The 15,676-nt window shown below is 38.9% G+C and carries 12 protein-coding genes; 4 read left to right on the top strand and 8 right to left on the bottom strand.

Annotated features, from left to right (window positions below):
* The first annotated feature begins 40 nt into the window (after positions 1-40).
* Positions 41-568, top strand: a complete 528-nt coding sequence (locus A3GM_RS0105900) for a hypothetical protein (RefSeq protein WP_018362472.1) — start codon at positions 41-43, stop codon at positions 566-568.
* 265 nt (positions 569-833) lie between these two features.
* Entirely contained in the window at positions 834-1,286 is a 453-nt protein-coding gene (locus A3GM_RS0105890; RefSeq protein ID WP_018362470.1) for a DUF3997 domain-containing protein, read from the top strand.
* A gap of 264 nt (positions 1,287-1,550) precedes the next feature.
* Here A3GM_RS0105890 and A3GM_RS0105885 read toward each other — a convergent pair whose 3' ends face one another.
* From A3GM_RS0105885 to topA, 8 genes are all read right to left on the bottom strand, one after another.
* On the bottom strand, positions 1,551-1,871 hold the full coding sequence (locus A3GM_RS0105885) for a hypothetical protein (protein WP_018362469.1): 321 nt from the start codon (positions 1,869-1,871) through the stop codon (positions 1,551-1,553).
* A 259-nt stretch (positions 1,872-2,130) separates the two neighbouring features.
* Entirely contained in the window at positions 2,131-2,484 is a 354-nt protein-coding gene (locus tag A3GM_RS0105880; protein WP_018362468.1) for a DUF6984 family protein, read from the bottom strand.
* 511 nt (positions 2,485-2,995) lie between these two features.
* A complete protein-coding gene (gene pnp, locus A3GM_RS0105870; protein WP_018362466.1) occupies positions 2,996-5,230 on the bottom strand; it encodes a polyribonucleotide nucleotidyltransferase in 2,235 nt (744 codons plus the stop codon).
* A 526-nt stretch (positions 5,231-5,756) separates the two neighbouring features.
* Positions 5,757-6,239, bottom strand: coding sequence for a hypothetical protein (locus tag A3GM_RS0105860; RefSeq protein WP_018362464.1), 483 nt, complete (start codon positions 6,237-6,239; stop codon positions 5,757-5,759).
* Entirely contained in the window at positions 6,229-6,741 is a 513-nt protein-coding gene (locus A3GM_RS0105855) for an RNA polymerase sigma factor (protein WP_025830062.1), read from the bottom strand. Before A3GM_RS0105855 ends, A3GM_RS0105860 begins: the two co-directional genes overlap by 11 nt.
* Before the next feature lie 271 nt (positions 6,742-7,012).
* Positions 7,013-8,905 (bottom strand): biosynthetic arginine decarboxylase, encoded by a 1,893-nt coding sequence (gene speA / locus A3GM_RS0105850; RefSeq protein WP_018362462.1) that lies wholly within the window; start codon positions 8,903-8,905, stop codon positions 7,013-7,015.
* A 110-nt stretch (positions 8,906-9,015) separates the two neighbouring features.
* A complete protein-coding gene (locus A3GM_RS0105845; RefSeq protein WP_018362461.1) occupies positions 9,016-9,549 on the bottom strand; it encodes a shikimate kinase in 534 nt (177 codons plus the stop codon).
* Positions 9,546-11,864 (bottom strand): type I DNA topoisomerase, encoded by a 2,319-nt coding sequence (gene topA, locus A3GM_RS0105840; protein ID WP_018362460.1) that lies wholly within the window; start codon positions 11,862-11,864, stop codon positions 9,546-9,548. The genes A3GM_RS0105845 and topA overlap by 4 nt, the downstream gene beginning before the upstream one ends.
* Before the next feature lie 980 nt (positions 11,865-12,844).
* Here topA and A3GM_RS0105830 point away from each other — a divergent pair.
* A complete protein-coding gene (locus A3GM_RS0105830; RefSeq protein ID WP_025830060.1) occupies positions 12,845-14,077 on the top strand; it encodes a nucleoside recognition domain-containing protein in 1,233 nt (410 codons plus the stop codon).
* A gap of 100 nt (positions 14,078-14,177) precedes the next feature.
* Complete coding sequence (locus tag A3GM_RS0105825; RefSeq protein WP_018362456.1) at positions 14,178-15,674, top strand: lipopolysaccharide biosynthesis protein; 1,497 nt, start codon at positions 14,178-14,180, stop codon at positions 15,672-15,674.
* The last annotated feature ends 2 nt before the right edge of the window (positions 15,675-15,676 follow it).

Here is a 15,676-nt window from a genome sequence, read left to right as displayed (position 1 = left end):
ATTAGCAATTCGAAAATAAAACTTTTAAAATAGTTGATCAATGAAAATAAAAGCACCAAGTGGAAGTCGCATTCTTTTTGAAGGAGAAGATATGTTCTTAACAGAATATTGTGATGATAGCAATATGTGGTTTTGGAAAATAATAGGAGAGAAGCCTTTTTTAATAGAAAAGGGCTTTAAGGAACAAGGTAATTTATACACCCTATCCTTTCCTCAAAAAAGGAAATATCCTTATTCTGCCTATGAAAATCGCATGTATTGCATTTACTTGGGATACAAGTATGATGTTGAGAATATATGGTATGAATTATTCATACTATACCCAAATGAACGTAAAACGAGAAGATATTTAAAATTATATGACCATGATGATAGCCGAATAGAAGTTCCTTATGAGAAATTCATCGCTTCATCTCCAATCATTTGGGAAGAGCGAAAGCCTATCTCTGATTTTGTTTTTGATGTAGAACCGCTGGTCTATCTGTTCAAAGATAATTCATATATTGAAGAAAATCTGCATGGTGCATGGTATAACAGAATATCAAATGAGGGAAATGAACAACAGTAATATTTCATATCGTTCAATAGCAGTATTGCTTTTTACTATTTTGCTATCGTCTTGTCTCAAAGAGACTGCCGTTCCTATAGAATCGACATTCACTGCACGTTGTCAAACAAAAGTGCACAACTGTCATGGGTGGCGTGGCTGCATGGGCTACAGTAGGGGTTTTCCTGCAAGGTGCGATGCAAAGAATGATGATAGGCGCCGGTATCCTGCATGGTAGGGGAACCCCATTTAAAATAAGTTTTAACGGATTATACCATAACAAATAATGTGTAGAAGAATATTAAATATCGTTGTCCTGCTCCTCTGTAACCTCCTAACTTCGTGTCTTGGTGTGTTCTATATAGACTTAGGCAATCATTATGCATGGTTGGAGGACAGAATAATAGTTAAGATAAAAGAAGAAACGGAAAACAGCCTTTCCTATGATCTTCTTATCCGCCCACAGGTCTTGAATTATGACTATGACAATAAATTCATTATAGCCTATCAGATTTACGATGGCAGTGACTGGTATAATTCTAACCCAATAGCAGAAAAAAAAGACAGTTTGTTAATCCAATTCGCAAAGCTGAAAGAAATGAAATATTGCTATTGGATTATAAATAAAGAGACAAATCAGGTCATAGGTCCTATGAGGAAGCCGGAATTTGACAGGAAATGTGAGGAACTTCATGTAAAGGCAAAAATGCGCCATTTCCATGAAAAGAAATTCTGGTAAAACAATGGGGAATAGGGGGTAATCTTTTCTCATGTTAAGAAAATTCCTTAGCAAAATCTTTGACAACTAAAATTCTATCCAAGAATTGTCCTTATCCAATTTTTGGATAGATAACTTTTATATTATTATGCACTACTGTCCGGTTAAATTTCACCAAAGCAAAAGTTGCGGTCATTTTCCGGATTTTGATTAGTAATTGTTTTATCAAATAGTTCATTCATTTGGGTACGTTCCGTAAGAAGATCATAGTTTAGCAAGAATAGATCATTTAACAGGTACAAAACAACTAACGTCGCCCCACTGATTTTTCATAACGAGCGTATCCTTGCGAAATGAAATATGTTGTACGATAGTTGTTCCATAAGCGTCTACAGTCATACTATCACCTGCAAACTGATAAGGCATTGCCACAATAGGATATTCATCTACATAATACAAACTATCCTTATCGATTTCTAACACAGTAACCTCATCACCACTTGACGCCCAAAAACCAAATAATCGGGACTGCAGACTCTGTTGAGGCGAAGAGGCCATGCAAGACAGCATAATAAAAGCTGCTATTGAAATAAAACATTTTTTCATATTTGAATATCTTATGTAATATATAACTCAATTGTTGAATATAGTATAATTGTGTAGTCTCTTTTTTAAATGAGACTATCAATTTTTGATTCTATAATTAGTACTGCCTGATTTCTATATGAAACGCAGGATCATGAGAATTAAATGGTTCTAATAATTTTGTCACTCTACTAGATAGCGCACTGTGAAATGCTGATTGTTTATCAATAGGAACTCTCTGAAAAGAAATATCCATAACTTAAGTTCATTTCATGTCTGATTATATCTGCGGGATATCCTCCATAGAGTCTACGGAAGGAATATGGCAAATTTCTGAATCATCTACCTTCCAAAAATCTAATTCATAGAGCATATCATTAGAATCTATTAAAAGATAAACCGCTACTTCAACATTATCAACATCATGAAACTTGCAACATGAAAGAACTCTACTTTGTCTTCGAGTATATTTCTGGTTATTTTTAAAAAGCCCAATACTGCCTATTTTCTCTTTTGTGAGAGGATAAGCGATAAATTTATTTTCCCAATTACTTTCTAATTGGAATTGAGCTTTGGACGCTAGAAAGGCAATAAGAGCTACTTCCTCAGGAAAAATTTTTCTTTTATATTCCATGAATCCGACCTATATTATAAATGTACATTGTCAAACGAAAGTGCACAACTGCAAATATAGTTGCTTATTTTGAAAATTTATCATTTTATTATTAAAAATTCTTTTATTGATTGAATTTTGCTTTATTATTTCTCTTATCTTTTTGATTTTCTCCCCTTGCCCTAAATATACGTCTTTGGGTGTAAGATTATCTAACGATTCATGAAACCTTCTCCCCCTCCTTTCTCTCCTTTTGAATTACGCTTATATCGTTTCAATACAACATCTCTATTGTTATTCAGCACAAGCTACATTCTAAAAGCGGTGCTTTTGCAATGTAAAGGCAGTGCTTTTACCATATAATTGCATTGATATTACGATGCAATAGCAATGCTATTCCGTTTAACACGAAAGTCTATCTATACAAAAAAGCATTCTTACCATACACCAAAGCGGTGCGGATAAGAATGCTATTATTATTGTTTTAGCGAGCGACAGATGCCTGCCTACCTGCTATTTTCTATTCAACTGATTATTGTTGGTTGTTGTGTTGGTCATTATTTCCTTCACGACGAGGACGACGTTCGCCACGATCTTCACGGCGAGGACGGCGTTCACGCTCTACATAACCTTCTGGTTTTGGCATTAAAGCACGACGAGAAAGTTTGTATTTGCCTGTCTTTGGATCGATGTCTAATAACTTAACGGTGATGTTGTCGCCTTCTTTAATTCCAGCTTCTTCAACACTTTCAAGACGTTTCCAATCGATTTCAGAGATATGTAACAATCCGTCTTTACCTGGCATGATTTCAACAAAGCAACCATAAGGCATCACTGAGCGTACAACACCATCGTAAGTTTCACCAATTTCAGGTACTGCAACGATAGCTTTAATCTTCTTCAAAGCAGCATCGATAGAGTCTTTGTTAGGTGCACTCACCTGAACTTTACCTACTCCGTCTACTTCTTCGATTGTGATTGTTGCGCCAGTTTCTTCTTGCATTTGTTGAATAATCTTACCACCAGGGCCAATTATTGCGCCAATAAACTCTTTAGGAATTTCTAAGCTCACAATTCTTGGAACTTGAGGTTTCATCTCTTCACGTGGAGCAGAGATGGTTTCGGTCATCTTACTCAATATATGTTCACGACCAGCTTTAGCTTGCATCAATGCTTTTTCAAGTATTTCGAAGCTCAATCCGTCGCACTTAATATCCATTTGAGTTGCGGTAATACCTTTCAAAGTACCTGTTGTTTTGAAGTCCATATCACCTAAGTGGTCTTCATCTCCAAGGATATCGCTCAACACAGCATACTTTTCTTCTCCTGGATTCTTAATCAATCCCATTGCAATACCGCTCACTGGTGCCTTCATTGGTACACCTGCGTCCATCAATGACAATGTTCCTGCACATACAGTAGCCATAGATGAAGAACCATTACTTTCAAGAATTTGGCTCACAAGGCGCACTGTGTAAGGGAAATCTGTTGGAATTTGACCCTTCAAACCACGCCAAGCAAGGTGTCCGTGACCTACTTCACGACGGCCAACTCCACGTTGTGCTTTTGCTTCTCCTGTGCTAAATGGAGGGAAGTTATAGTGTAACAAGAAACGTTGGTAGCTCTTATCAAGAACATCGTCAACCATTTTCTCGTCTAACTTACTACCAAGTGTACAGGTAGAAAGGCTCTGTGTTTCACCACGAGTGAACAAAGCGCTTCCGTGAGGCATTGGAAGTGTAGACACTTCGCACCATATTGGACGAATTTCGTCTGGCTTTCTACCATCTAAACGCTTTCCTTCGTCAAGGATACAACGGCGCATTGAGTCTCTCATCACATCGTCATAGTAGCGGTCTACCAATGCATGTTTCTCGCTTAACTCATCTTCTGTTAAGTCTGTATGAGCGTTATTATATTCTTCGATAAATGCTTCTTTGATTTGATCGAATGCTTCTCCACGGCTCTTCTTGTCGTGATCGCCTGCAAGAGCGATAGCATAGCATTTGTCGTAAGTTGCTTTTCTAAGAGCTTCACGCAATTCTTCGTCGTTATTTTCGTGATTGTATTCACGTTTAACGTCTACGCCAAGTTCTTTAGAAAGTTCTGTTTGAAGGTCGCACATAGGCTTAATAGCTTCGTGAGCCACCTTTAATGCTTCGATAAGTTCTTGTTCAGACACCTCATCCATTTCGCCTTCAACCATCAATATATTATCTTTTGTTGCGCCAACCATAAGGTCCATATCCGCATTTTCCATTTGTTGGAATGTTGGATTCACAACATATTCGCCATTAATGCGTGCTACTCGAACTTCAGAAATTGGAAACTCGAATGGAATATCAGAGCAAGCAAGTGCTGCAGAAGCTGCAAATCCTGCTAAAGCATCTGGTTGATCGACACCATCTGCAGATAAAAGCATTACTTGTACGTACACTTCTGCGTGATAGTTCGATGGGAATAGTGGTCTTAGAGCACGGTCTACAAGACGTGAAGTCAATATTTCATTGTCGCTTGCTTTACCTTCTCTCTTTGTAAAACCACCTGGAAAACGCCCTGCAGCTGAGTATTGTTCTCTGTAATCTACCTGCAAAGGCATGAAATCTGTCCCGGGAACTGCATCTTTTGCGGCACAAACAGTGGCGAGAAGTACAGTATTTCCCATAGTGATAACTGCAGAACCGTCTGCCTGCTTTGCCACTTTCCCGGTCTCAACGCTGATGAATCTGCCATCAGACAATTGAACTTTTTTTGTTATTACGTTCATCTAAAATAATTTAAAACATTTATTGTTTTGTCGAGTATCTTTAATTTCTTGCTTACAAAGTTAGCGTTTTTATAACGAAAAGCAGTATTCTCGGGTCGTTAATTTCACTTTTATGCGTGTTTTTATTTCGATTAACATTTTACAACTTACAAATTATAATGTGCCAAAAGACATTTGTGAGCAAGGCGATCTCTTTCTACTTGATTTTGAAGAAGTTTTTTATTGCTTTCTGAAAGCAAATGAGGTGCATTGAAAAAGCAATGTGTTTGGGGCTCAAAAGGGGTGCTTTTACGTTCTAATTGCAATGCTATTACAACACAATAGTTATGCTTTTACATTCCAACTGCTATCTTATTGATAATCAATATATAAAAGCAAAGTGGAGATTCAACACAGAATCTCCACTTCATTATCTACTAACTATTACATGTTATGAAAAAAATTGAGAGAAAAATGAACTTCACAGTCCAATTATTTGTTTTATAAACATTGATTATTTTTATTGAGAAAGCATTGAAAAAATATCTTAATCAATTGGATTTACCATTTCTTGAGTAGACAAATTACTTTGTTTCATTGTGTCTACAACAGCCGAGTCATTTACAGCTACTGAGCTTCCACGATGGATTATCGTGCTAAATGTATCGTTGTTTTTTGTGTTTGTTGCATCAGGACTCATCGAAACGACCATCGCATTGCCTAATGTTAGAACGATTGCAACCATTGCTGCTGCCTTAAAGAGTGGCATTAAGCGACGTGTAAGGGTTATCTTTTGTGCCTTAACGGGTGCATCTTCGCCCACCATTGCAAGGAGTTGAGCGTCGAATTGCTCGTCGAGAACATTTTGTTCCTTATCTTCTTGCTCGTAAACAAATAGGGGGCGGAACTGTATTAAGCTGCCAGGCACGTCCTTTTGACTGAAGAATGAACGTAAGATGTTCTCTTCTTCAAGTGTGGTTGCCCCTTCCCAGTATTTGTTTAATAGTTGATTGATGTATTTATAGTCCATAATCGTCTAGCTTTATAAATCTTTCTTTAACCGTTTTGCGTGCTCTAAAGATGTTCACCTTTACTTGCTCTTCGGTTATTTGTAACACTTCTGCAATCTCTTTATATTGTTTTCCTTCAATATCTCGTAGTTGCATACAGCTTCGTTGCTTCTCTGGTAGTGCATTAATTATGCGCTTTATGAGTTCAACTCTGTCTCGCTGCAGTGTTTCTTCTAATGGAGATAGCTCTCTACTAATGTCTTGTATGACTGTATTTTCGAGCGATTCGTTGTTAGCGTCTTGCTTTTTTATACGGTCGAGAGCGAGATTTCGACAGATAGTAAGACTAAATGCTTCTATTGATTCTATCTCATTCCACTCGTCTTTTTTATCCCATACTTTCAAAAGAGTATCTTGCACGATGTCTTTTGCATCTTCTTCGCTCTGCGTTATGCGCAAAGCCAGGCGGTAAAGGATATTTTTTAGCGGCAAAACATTATTGCGAAAACTAATTTTTTCCATCTCCTATGTAATTAAATGACGAATGAAAAGCATGAAAGTTACAGTAAAACTTATTTTTAACTTTTATTTTCATTCTCGACTCTTTTTATGCTCTTTTGCGTGGGTTCTTTTCTCTTTTTCTACAAGTAGATAACGAACAAAACTGCACACTGATACGTCTTTTATGCTAAAGGGCTATAAAGGGGGTATCAACATGCAGTTTTTCTTATTCTGATGGCATTGCAACGGGGTTACAAAGCCTTGCTTATTGCGATTTAGTTTCGCACTGCTCTTATTCTAAATAGGTGTAACCATAGAGTCCAGAGCGGTAGTTCGACAAGAATTCTTTACCCTCTTCGAGTGATATTTTTCCTGCTTTGACACTCTTTGCTACCCATATTTCAAGCTGACGAACAAGCTTTTTAGGATTGTATTGCACGTAATCTAACACCTCTTCAACGGTCTCTCCATCGATAATTTGGTCGATATGGTAACGTCCATCTTTAACAGATATGTGCACAGCGTTGGTATCTCCGAATAGATTATGCATGTCACCAAGAATCTCTTGATATGCTCCTACAAGGAAAACACCTAAATAATATTGCTCAGTCTTCTTGAGTTGATGAACCGGAAGAACGTGAGAAATATGGCGATTGGTCACGAAATTGGCAATCTTTCCATCTGAGTCGCAAGTGATGTCTTGTAGAGTTGCATTGCGAGTAGGACGCTCATCGAGTCGTTGTATAGGCAAAATGGGGAACAATTGGTCGATAGCCCAACTGTCTGGCAATGATTGAAAGAGCGAAAAGTTACAGAAATACTTATCAGCAAGAAGCTTATCCATCTTTCTAAGCTCTTCTGGTACATGCTTTAACTGCTTTGTTAGGGTGTTAATCTCTCTACAAATGCTCCAATACATGCCTTCAATCTCTGCACGAGTCTTTAGGTCTACGATGCCATGAGCAAACAAATCGAGTGCTTCTTCACGTATTTGTTCAGCGTCATGCCAATCTTCTAAGATCGAACGAGGATTAAGATTGTCCCAAATCTCATACAAGTCTTTCACCAATTGATGGTCGGTTTCAGTTGGTTCGAACTCTTCTGACATTCTTGGTAACGACGCTGTTTCGAGCACGTCGATAACCAATACAGAGTGATGGGCAGCTAATGAGCGGCCACTTTCTGTGATAATGTTTGGGTGTTGTATGTTATTTTTGTTCGCTGCGTCGACAAATGTGTAGACACAGTCATTGACATACTCTTGAATAGTATAGTTAACTGAGCTCTCACTGCTTGGAGATCGGGTGCCATCATAGTCAACTCCGAGTCCACCTCCACAGTCAACGAAATCTACATTGTAGCCCATTTTATGCAAATTGATGTAGAATTGCGCTGCTTCTCTTAGTGCAGTTTGAATTCTTCTGATCTTTGTTATCTGCGAACCGATATGGAAGTGGATTAGACGTAAGCAGTTATGAAGTCCTTTTTCGTCGAGTATTCGAAGTGCTTCGAGTAGTTCACTTGATGTTAAACCAAACTTACTTGCATCTCCTCCGCTCTCTTCCCACTTCCCAGAGCCTGAAGATGCGAGCTTAATACGAATACCTAAGTTAGGCTTTACATTGAGTTTCTTAGCTGCTTTGGCAATAATTTCGAGCTCATTTAGCTTTTCTATAACGATAAAGATGCGCTTTCCCATCTTTTGAGCCAATAAAGCTAGCTCGATATAGCTTTGGTCTTTGTAGCCATTACATATAATTAAAGAGTCGCTTTGACATTGAACTGCGATCACAGCGTGTAGCTCTGGCTTTGAACCAGCTTCCAAACCGAGGTTGAATTTGCGTCCATGTGAGATAATTTCCTCTACAACTGGCTGCATTTGATTCACCTTAATAGGATAAATAATGAAGTTTTCTGCCTTATAATCATATTCCTTCTTTGCTTTTTGAAAGCAGCTTGCGGTTTGCTCAATACGATTATCTAGGATGTCAGGGAAACGCAATAACACTGGAGTTGTAACGTCTCTTAGTGCTAATTCGTTCATTACTTCTTTCAAATCAATACGTGTTTGGTCTTTAGAAGGACTTACATAAACATTCCCTTCTTCGTTAACTCCGAAGTAAGAAACGCCCCAACCATTTATATTATAGAGCTCTTTAGAGTCCTCTATGGTCCATTTCTTCATTTAGTTTACTATTATTTATTTTTACGTTGTCTTTGTTTTATCCTATGCTTTGTATGGATTTCCTTTTAAATAGAATTATTCTTTTGATTGATCCACACGCAAACAGCCTTTTAATCTGGTAACCCAATCATTTCTTTTAGGCGAGAAGCAGAGGCGATAATCTCTTCTCTTGTGTCGAGTAAGTTGATGTCGAACACATGTTTGGCTTTTAAATAGAATGGCTCTCGATAAGCTATTTGCTCCTTAATAAATTCCTTTACTTCTTCAGGAGATTTGTCTTTAAGGAGTGGTCGTGGCACCCTTGTCATCTTAATATGCTTAAAGAGCACCTCAGGCGACGCCTTTAAATAAATCGTTTCGCCTTGTTCATTCATATAATCGATATTGTTGTAGAAGCAAGGAGTGCCTCCTCCGCAGCTGATTATCACGTTTTCGAATTCAGCAACTTCATGCAACATGTTCATTTCTATTTGTCTAAAGCCTTCTTCTCCACGTTCTTCAAAGAGCTCACTAACGCTTTTTCGCATGCGATTCTCTATGTACCAATCGAGGTCATAGAATGTCCAACCAGTGAGTTTAGATAGTGCATAGCCCACAGTTGTCTTGCCTGCGCCCATATAACCGATAATGATTATGCGTTTCATTTCTTCTTTTCAGCCGACGCTTTCACCACATCCATGCACTCACCATAGGTCAATTCCGCTGCTTTTGCATGTAAGTTTTTGGGCAAACGATAGTTCTTTCCTTCATAACAGATATAAGGTCCATAACGTCCGTTAAGAATTTCGAGGTTAACCCCTTCTCCAAAGTCTTTCAAGTGACGTTGTTTCTCTTGCAATCTCTTTGTTTCTATCAATGCAACAGCATGTCCGAGAGTAACCGACATGGGATCTTCTCCCTTTGGAATAGATATATATCGTTTGTTATGTTGTATGTAAGGACCAAAACGTCCTGCACCAACTATAACGTCTTCGCCTTCGAACTGACCAAGAGTTCGTGGTAGTTTGAATAGTTCAAGAGCCTCTTCAAGAGTGATGGTCTCAATACTTTTGCCTGTAGGAACTTGCGCAAAGCGAGGCTTATCGGTATCTCCTGCGCTACCAATCTGCACAACTGGACCGAAACGTCCAATCTTAACAAATACTGGTTTATTGGTATTTGGCTCTAAACCCAATTGTCTTTCGCCTGCCTTATGCTCCGAACGAGCGTTCATCACCTTATCAACTGTAGGCTCAAACTCATCGTCAAAGGCCTTCATCATTTCCTTCCAAGTCTCTTTACCCTCAGCAATAAGGTCGAATTGACCTTCTACTTTAGCTGTAAAGTTGTAGTCAACGATGTCTGAGAAGTTAGCAGTTAAGAAGTCATTCACCACCGAACCGATGTCAGTTGGTAATAGTTTACCCTTCTCGTTGCCCACTGTTTCTTTCTTAGTAGTTGATGTTATCTTGCCATTTTTCAAGACATCCACCAAGTAGTTGCGTTCTTCTCCTGGCTTATCTCCTTTCACTACATACTCTCTTTGTTGTATAGTACTGATGGTTGGAGCGTATGTTGATGGGCGTCCGATGCCCAATTCTTCCATTTTGTGCACCAAGCTTGCTTCTGTGTAGCGTGAAGGTGCCATGCTAAAGCGTTCTGTTGAGACAATTTCTTTGCGTTCTAACAAGTCGCCTTCTTTAAGAGTTGCAGGCAAAACATGTGATTGTTCGTCTGCATTAGCATCGTCATCGTCGGTAGACTCACGATAAACCTTCAAGAAACCGTCGAAAGTAATCATCTCACCAACAGAAGTAAAGGTCTCACTTGCACCGCTAATGCTTACCGATACTGTTGTTTTCTCGATTTGAGCCTCTGCCATTTGACTGGCAATTGTACGTTTCCAAATCAACTCATACAATTTCTTTTCTTGTGCAGTTCCATCTATTTGGGTTTTATCCATATAGGTTGGACGAATTGCTTCGTGCGCTTCTTGTGCACCTTTTGCGTGAGTTTGGTAGTTACGAGAGCGACTATACGACTCACCATATAGCTTTTCGATTTCTTCTTTCGCTGCTCCTCTTGCCAAAGTAGATAGGTTTACGCTGTCGGTACGCATGTATGTGATGTGTCCACCTTCGTAAAGACGTTGCGCAACCATCATGGTTTGCGACACAGTGAAGCCCAACTTGCGTGCAGCTTCTTGTTGAAGTGTCGACGTAGTGAATGGAGGTGCAGGCATTCTCTTAAGCGGTTTCTTCGCAATTGAGGCGATTTGGAAGGTAGAATCCTTACTCTTTTCGAGGAAAGAAACAGCCTCTTCGTGGCTCTTAAAGCGCTTATCCAATTCTGCTTTGAGCTCTGTTACATTGCCTTCGCCATCTTTTAGCACAAAGATAGCATTCACTCTATAATAGGGTTCGCTTTTAAATGCTTGAATTTCACGTTCTCTTTCAACAATCAAACGCACGGCAACACTTTGCACACGACCTGCTGAAAGAGCTGGTTTCACCTTTCTCCACAACACAGGCGATAGCTTAAAGCCCACCAATCGGTCAAGAACTCGACGTGCTTGTTGTGCATTTACCAAGTTCATGTCAAGCTGACGAGGTGTCTCTATCGCATGAAGTATGGCTGGTTTTGTTATCTCATGAAACACAATTCTATTGGTTTTATCTTCGTCTAAGCCTAAAACCTCGCATAAGTGCCATGCAATAGCTTCTCCTTCACGGTCCTCATCGGATGCGAGCCAAACCGTTTTACTTTGTTCTACATTTCGTTTTAACTCTGAAACGAGTTTCTTCTTTTCTTCGGGAACCTCATAACATGGGTCTAAAGTCTTTGGGTCTATACTGATTTCTTTTTTCTTTAAATCTCGTATATGTCCATAACTTGACATCACCTTGAATTCTTTTCCAAGGAACTTCTCTATTGTTTTTGCCTTAGCGGGGCTCTCTACGATAACTAAATTCTGTTGCATATCAATGAGATCGTATTTTAAATTTGGTTGCAAAATAAATAAAAAGTCTACTTATACATTATTATATAGAGTGTTTTTTGTGTTTTTTTAAGTTTTGAATCTTTGTTTATTCTGTTTTTGTTTCGCCTATTTCATTAGCAAGCTGTATGCCAATCAACAACAAGCTTAACATCTCTTGCATTTTTAGAACATTGAGCATAGGTTGTATTCTGGGTGAAATTTGAACGTTTTGGGAGTTTCTTGGAGGCATTATGAAGATGGATTTGGAGTAAAGAATGATGAGAAAAGAGGCAAAAGGAATGCTTTTGGCGAAATAATAGAGCAAATTCTCACGCACGAGCGTAGGTTCATTAGTGAGTAAAAGGATTGCTTTTGCAAAGAAATGCTTTTTAGTTGCATGACAATAGCTATCAAATTGCATCGAAAAGGAAGTATTTTTATTTTCTAAAAGAATTGACTTTCCCCACTAAAAACAATGCTTTTGGGCCTATTTTTCGCAAAAATCGCCCATTTTATCGATTCTTTTTGTTTTCATTCGCTTTGTTATCATTTTGTACCTCTCTATTTTTCGCTATTGAGAAACGAAGTGTTTTGGATTTAAAATGTACGCCTTTATTTCGCATTCTCTCCTACTCTGTTTTTAGATTATTTAGCAGTTCAACCCCTCTTATCACCCTCAATAGATGTTTTATCTACGTTGGTTCTTGGCATCTGTTTTGCATCTCTTTCGCTTTTCTAAAATAAACCCCGATTAAATCGCATTTTTATAGATTTCATCGACATTATTTTATTCGATGAAATGGCGCATTTTAGTCCTTCTATTTCCTTCTCGATATAAGAAAAAAGCCTTGTAGGCTACACCAAAAAGGATTTTAGTGGGTTGGCGAGGGTTCTTGCTTTGCAAGACTTGTGTAGTGAGTTGGGGTCATAAAAAGATGGTTTTATTTTGAGTTATCTGCTATTTCTACTAACTTTGTTGCATGGTATTAAATTATATTTGGATTGGCTTTTTCATCATTGCGTTCGTTGTTGGACTGGTAAAAGTGATTTTTATGGGCGACACCGACGTGTTTACCACCATGATGAACAGTACTTTTGCCTCGGCAGAAGCAGCCTTTAAGATCAGCATTGGTTTAACAGGTGCCTTGTCGTTGTGGCTTGGTGTAATGCGAATTGGAGAGCAAGGCGGTGTGATTAACATGCTGTCTCGGGTCTTAAGTCCTGTGTTTTCTAAGCTATTTCCAAGTATTCCTAAGGGTCATCCCGCTACAGGTAGCATCTTTATGAACATCGCTGCCAACATGTTAGGGCTCGATAATGCGGCAACTCCATTGGGTTTAAAAGCAATGGAACAGCTACAAACGCTCAATAAAGACAAAGACACGGCGAGCAACGAAATGATTATGTTCCTTGTTTTGAACACTTCGGGACTAACACTCATACCTGTTTCGATCATGGTTTATCGTGTTCAGGCTGGCGCTTTGCAACCAACCGACATCTTTATACCCATTCTTATTGCCACTTTCTTCGCTACTTTGGCTGGCATCATCATCACTTCTATCTATCAACGCATCAATCTTTTCAACAAAACCATCTTACTAACGTTTGGCGGAATGCTTGCTGTGGTGTGCGGATTGATTTGGGGGTTGGGTCAATTAGATAAAGACACAATGAACAAGGTGAGCACACTTAGTGCCAACATCATACTGATGTCTATCATTATCTGCTTTATTTTGGCTGGCGTAAGAAAGCGAATTAACGTGTACGACGCCTTTATCGAGGGCGCAAAAGAAGGTTTTAATACCGCAATACGCATCATTCCCTATCTCGTTGCCATGCTGGTTGCTATCGCAGTGTTTAGAGCTTCGGGCGCAATGGACGTGCTGATAGGTTCTATTCGATGGTTGATTGCATCGCTTGGAGTAGATGCAAGGTTTGTAGATGCATTGCCAACGGCTATTATGAAGCCGCTTTCGGGTAGCGGAGCACGTGGTATGATGGTGGATGCAATGAACACTTATGGTGCAGATTCGTTCGTTGGACGATTGAGTTGCATTTTCCAAGGCTCTACAGACACTACTTTTTACATCTTAGCGGTGTACTTTGGAAGTGTGGGAATACGCAAAACTCGCCACGCAGTTGCATGCGGTTTGTTGGCAGATTTAGCGGGAGTAATTGCTGCAATAGCCATTGCTTACTTCTTTTTCTCATAGTATTGCAACACAATACATTTATCTTTTCGTAACTTTGCATTTGTTGTTATCACATCATAACACAGTAATAGCGAAATAAATACAATCAAAATACAGCTTTATGGCTAATTTAAAATCACTCGCAAAGGACACTGCTATCTACGGAATGAGCAGTATTTTAGGTCGTTTTCTCAACTATTTGCTTGTTCCTTTATACACTTCTAATATCTCTGCAGCAAGTGGTGGATATGGAATTATCACGAACTTATATGCCTATACTGCTCTTCTTCTGGTAATTTTGACATACGGAATGGAAACAACTTTCTTTAGATATGCCAACAAAACCAATGAAGATCCACAGAAAGTATATTCTTCTACGCTCATAATGGTGGGCTTTACCTCACTATTATTCATCGTTTTGGTGTCTATTTTCTTACAACCTCTTTCGGGAGTAATGGGCTATTCCGACCATAGTTCATACGTTTGGGTGATGGCTGCCACTGTTTCTATCGACGCTTTTCAATGCATTCCTTTCGCATATCTACGTTATAAAAAGCGTCCTATCAAGTTTGCTGCACTTAAACTCTTGTTCATTGCCTTCAACATCGCATTGAACTTACTCTATTTTGTGGTGTTACCCGATTTATATAAGAGCTATCCTGAGGTTATTCAGCATGTTTATAGTCCTGAAACGGGCGTTGGTTATGCTTTTTATATCAACCTTGTGTGTACGGCAAGCATCACTTTCTTCTTCTATAAGGAATTAACTGGCTTTAAATATACATTCGATAAAGAACTGGCTAAACGCATGTTATCCTATAGTTGGCCTATCCTTATTCTTGGAATTGCAGGTATATTGAATCAAACTGCCGATTTTATTCTCTTCCCATATCTATACAAAGGTGGTCAAGCACATCAGCAATTGGGTATCTATGGCGCTGCAAGTAAGATCGCAATGATTATGGCAATGATTACACAAGCATTCCGTTATGCCTACGAACCCTTCGTTTTTGGCAAAGGGAACGATAAAGATAACCGTGAGACCTATGCTGTTGCAATGAAATACTTTATCATTTTCACCCTACTTGCATTCCTTGTGGTGATGGGTTACATCAACATTTTGCGCCATATCATCGGTAGAGACTATTGGGAAGGATTGAAAGTGGTGCCTATTGTTATGGCTGGAACGATTATGATGGGCGTTTATTTCAACCTATCTTTTTGGTATAAGCTGATCGATAAGACCATTTGGGGAGCTTATTTCTCTGGTATTGGTTGCTTTGTGCTGATTCTTATCAATGTAATCTTTGTGCCTCAGTATGGCTATATGGCGTGTGCGTGGGCGGGACTCATTGGATATGCAACAGCAATGACGCTCTCTTACTTTGTAGGACAAAAGAAATACCCTATCAATTACCCCTTAAAAAGCATCGGAATATATGTTCTTATGACTGTAATCTTCTTCATTGCCATCACTTATAGCAATGAATATCTTCCTAAAATATATGCCCTTACGGTGAATACGCTCATTATCTTTGCATTCGTTGCACACATTATATATCACGATTTGCCCCTAAGTAGCATGCCAGTGATAGGAAAGTATTTTAGAAAAGGATAATT

This window comes from Hoylesella nanceiensis DSM 19126 = JCM 15639, assembly GCF_000379965.1.
In the GTDB taxonomy this organism is placed as follows: Bacteria; Bacteroidota; Bacteroidia; order Bacteroidales; family Bacteroidaceae; genus Prevotella; species Prevotella nanceiensis.
The sequence above is the reverse complement of the archived record's forward strand: the minus strand, read 5'-3'. Positions and strand labels throughout refer to the sequence as shown.